The sequence below is a fragment of the Mesorhizobium sp. M7A.F.Ca.MR.245.00.0.0 genome (genome assembly GCF_003997415.1).
In the GTDB taxonomy this organism is placed as follows: Bacteria; Pseudomonadota; Alphaproteobacteria; order Rhizobiales; family Rhizobiaceae; genus Mesorhizobium.
The window spans coordinates 153,291-157,179 of sequence record NZ_RZTE01000007.1; the positions used below are offsets into that span (position 1 = coordinate 153,291).

Annotated in this window: 4 protein-coding genes and 1 pseudogene; 1 reads left to right on the top strand and 4 read right to left on the bottom strand. The window is 63.9% G+C overall.

What is annotated here, in order from left to right; all coding sequences use genetic code 11:
* A pseudogene (locus tag EOB80_RS35225) lies at positions 1–907 on the top strand (hypothetical protein); the annotation flags it as partial.
* A gap of 11 nt (positions 908–918) precedes the next feature.
* On the opposite strand, the gene EOB80_RS11175 reads toward EOB80_RS35225, so the two are convergent.
* From EOB80_RS11175 to EOB80_RS11190, 4 genes are all read right to left on the bottom strand, one after another.
* Positions 919–1,218: a CcdB family protein gene (locus EOB80_RS11175; protein WP_127327637.1), complete on the bottom strand. Its 300-nt coding sequence runs from the start codon at positions 1,216–1,218 to the stop codon at positions 919–921.
* Positions 1,218–1,460, bottom strand: a complete 243-nt coding sequence (locus EOB80_RS11180) for a type II toxin-antitoxin system CcdA family antitoxin (RefSeq protein WP_127270148.1) — start codon at positions 1,458–1,460, stop codon at positions 1,218–1,220. The genes EOB80_RS11175 and EOB80_RS11180 overlap by 1 nt, the downstream gene beginning before the upstream one ends.
* A 58-nt stretch (positions 1,461–1,518) precedes the next feature.
* Positions 1,519–3,339 (bottom strand): ABC-F family ATP-binding cassette domain-containing protein, encoded by a 1,821-nt coding sequence (locus tag EOB80_RS11185; RefSeq protein WP_127327638.1) that lies wholly within the window; start codon positions 3,337–3,339, stop codon positions 1,519–1,521.
* A gap of 1 nt (position 3,340) precedes the next feature.
* The coding region (locus tag EOB80_RS11190) for a thiamine diphosphokinase (RefSeq protein WP_245466331.1) at positions 3,341–3,889 on the bottom strand (549 nt) is incomplete at its 5' end.

Here is a 3,889-nt window from a genome sequence, read left to right on the forward strand (position 1 = left end):
CAAGCCGGCAACCGATGCCGCGGCAACGCCTCCGGCGCCCGCGGCTGGCGGCACTGAAGCCGAAAGCACGAAATTCACGCAGCGGCTGACGCCCCAGGGCAGTGAAGTCGACCCGGGTCCGGCCGGTGGCCAAAGCGGCATCGGCGAAGGCGAATCGGTCGCCGCGCTGACCACGCCGCCCTCGGCGACGAACGCACCGGCGATTTCCGCTCCGGCCGCAGGCACACCTGCCGCGGCAGCGCCCCCCGCTACAGGTGCCGCCCCCGCAACGCCGCCTGCCAACGGAGCAGCGCCGGCCGATGCTGCCGGCACGCCGCCCGCACCGGCAGCTGCGCCTGCGGAAGCCGCTCTGCCTGTCGGCCAGAAGGCGATCTTCTATGAGGAGCGCACCAGCACCGCCCAGGGCTCCGCCGAGCCCGGCAACATCGTCTGGTCGCTGGTGCAGGAATCGCCCGGTGGCGACCTGCCGCCGGAGCCGGCGATCCGCGCCGAGGCCACCATTCCCGGCAAGGACATCCAGTTGCGCATGACCATCCGCCGCAACACCGATCAGACACTGCCGGCCAGCCATATCATCGAGATGATCTTCCTGACGCCCGACGGTTTCGAGGGCGGCGGTGTCGACAACATCCTGCGCGTCGCCATGAAGGGTTCGGAACAGGATGCCGGCAGCCCGTTGATCGGCATTCCGGCGAAGATCGCCGACGGCTTCTTCCTCGTCGCGCTCAACGATACCAAGGCCGACGAAGACGCCAACATGACCCTGCTTCGCGGCCAGGACTGGATCGACGTACCGGTCGTCTACAAGACCGGACGGCGGGCACTGCTGACCATGGAAAAGGGCATTCCCGGCGAGAAGGTGTTCGACGAGGCGATCAAGGCCTGGCAGGCCAAGACGGCTGGCTGAGAAGGAGCAGTTCAGAAGCCTTGGAACAGCATGTCGAGCGCGGAGACAATCTCGTCATGGTGCCTGGAGAGGCTTCCCTCTGGATCCGGCAATTCCGAGGCAGAGAAGGCTGACATAAACTGGGTGACCATCACATGATCTTTGCCATTTATGGCGAAGGTCGGGTTTAATCGGCGACCAGGAACCGGGGCTATCTTGGGCGGCATCAGCGGAATGATGATCCTGGTGCTTAGTCCTTCAAGAAGGTCTGATTGCACGTCGAGAAGATAACCGCCGCCCGCGGCATTCCTATAGAAATCATAACGCGCCATCAGAACGGCCGGTGTTTGGCCAGTGGCAGTCCGTTGCGTCTGACATACTCATTGGAGCTGTCGATGGCTTCCTTATTTTCTTCCTGCCATCGGCGCGTTTTTTCTGCCGAGATTGCTTTTGCAATGCCCTCTTCGGCGGCGCGTGAGATATTGATGCCCAAAGCTTTCGCATCACTGATCAACCGAGAGTCGATGGACGTATTCACAGATTGTCGCTGAGGTTTTGACGTCGATTGAAGCATAAAGATCGCCTCCTTTTATGCGCATAATCTAGGCGCATAAAAGCCCCCACGCAATCCTTCACCCTTCCATTTCCTCGCGCAACATCTCCAGTTCCAGCCATTCTTCCTCAAGCGCCGCCAGCGTCGCGCGCTCCTTGTCGAGGGCGGCGATGGTTTTCTGGAAGGAGGCCGGGTCGCGCTCGTAATAGGCCGGATCGGCGATGTTGTTCTCCAGTCTTGAGATCGAAGCCGTCACAGCCTCGATTTTCTTGGGCAGCGATTCCAGAGCGAATTTCTGCTTGAACGACAGTTTCTTCGCCGGCCCCTTTGGCGCAGCCGCTTCACTCTTGGCCGTCACTGGCGCTTCGCCGTTCTCGGCCTTCGCGCGCGCCTTGCGGTCGTCCAGCCTGGTGCCGCCGCGCTGCGCCAGCATGTCGGAGTAGCCGCCGGCATATTCGATCCAGCGGCCGTCACCATCCGGTGCAATCAGGCTGGTCACGGTGCGGTCGAGGAAATCGCGGTCGTGGCTGACCAGGATGACGGTGCCGGCAAAGCCAGCGACCAGTTCCTGCAGCAGTTCCAGCGTCTCCATATCGAGATCGTTGGTCGGCTCGTCGAGCACCAGAAGGTTTGCCGGCCGCGCCAGCACGCGCGCCAGCAAGAGCCGTGCCCGCTCGCCGCCGGACAATTCGCGCACCGGGGTGCGTGCCTGCTCCGGCTTGAACAGGAAATCCTTCATGTAGGAGACGACGTGGCGCTGCTCGCCATTGATGACGAGGTTCTCGCCGCGCCCGTCGGTGAGATATTGCGCCAGCGTCTCCTGCGGGTCGACCGCCTCGCGCTTTTGGTCGAGCGTGGCGATCTCCAGATTGGTGCCGAGCCGCACCGAACCGGCGTCCGGCTTCATCTCGCCGGTCAGCATCTTCAAGAGCGTCGTCTTGCCGGCGCCGTTCGGCCCGACCAGGCCGACGCGATCGCCGCGCTGGATGCGGGTCGAAAACCCCTTGACCACGGTTAGATCGCCAAAGCTCTTCTCGATGTTCTTCGCCTCGATCACCAGCTTGCCGGACTCGGCGGCGTCGCTCGCCACCATGGTCGCCGACCCTTCGGCACCGCGATGGCCGCGAAAACGCTGGCGCATGGTCTGCAACTCGCCGAGCCGGCGCATGTTTCGCTTGCGCCGCGCCGTCACGCCGTAGCGCAGCCAATGCTCTTCGCGAACGATCTGGCGGCCGAGTTTATGCTGCTCGCGCTCTTCTTCCTCCAGGACCAGGTCGCGCCATTCCTCGAAATGGCCAAAGCCCTTGTCCAGCCTGCGGGTCTGGCCGCGATCGAGCCAGATGGTGGCGCGCGACACACGTTCGAGAAAGCGGCGGTCGTGCGAGATGACGATCAGTGCCGAGGAGGTGCGGATGAGTTCTTCTTCCAGCCATTCGATGACCGAGAGGTCGAGATGATTGGTCGGCTCATCGAGCAGCAGGATGTCTGGCTCCGGCGCCATGACGCGGGCAAGGGCAGCACGCCTCGCCTCGCCGCCCGACAGATCGTTCGGACGTTCCTCACCCGACAGTCCGAGATGCTCCATCAGATAGCTGGCGCGGTAGGGATCGTCGGCAGGGCCAAGCCCGGCCTCGACATAGGCGCGGACAGTGGCAAAGCCCTCCATGTCGGGCATCTGCGGCAAATAGCGGACAGTTGCCGAAGGCTGGCGGAACACCTCGCCGTCCTGCGGCTCGATCAGGCCAGCGGCGATCTTCAGCAGGGTCGACTTGCCCGACCCGTTGCGGCCGACCAGTGCGATCTTGTCGCCGGTCGAAGCCGTCAAGGCGGCGCCGTCGAGCAGCGGCGTGCCGCCGAAGGTCAGTTTTATCCCGTCGAGGTTGAGAAGAGGCGGGGCCATGTCAGCTTTCAGGTAAGGGATAGGGATGAGCGAGCAGCATCGCGCGGCCATGGCCGAGCGCGATTTCGAGGCGGCCCTTGATCTCGTTGGAAATGGTCAGCGACGAACCGAAGGCCACCTTGACGTGGTTCAGCGGCCATTTGGCGCCGGTGACGGTCAGGCCGGCGAGTTCGGAAAAGCCGAGCACCGAAAATAGTGTGCCATCGGCATAGTCGAAGCCGGCCATTCCACGCAGCAGGGGAATGCCTTCCTGGGCGCCGCTGGTCAGGAGCACATCGGTCCCTGCTTCGGCCAGGCGCAAGGCAAGCGCCAGATGCAGGAAAGCGTGGTCGGCGCGCTTGCCGCCGAAAGCACCGGCGAGCACCAGCCGGGTCGCGCCGCGCTCGAGTGCTGCGGCGATGGCAAGTTCGCCATCGGTCTGGTCCTTTTCCGCCGGGAAGGTCCGGCGCGGCACGGAAGCGAGATCGTCCGGCAGGTTCGCCGGCACGGAATCGAAATCACCCACCCACAGCTCCGGCACGAGGCCCAGCAACTGCGCATGGCCTATGCC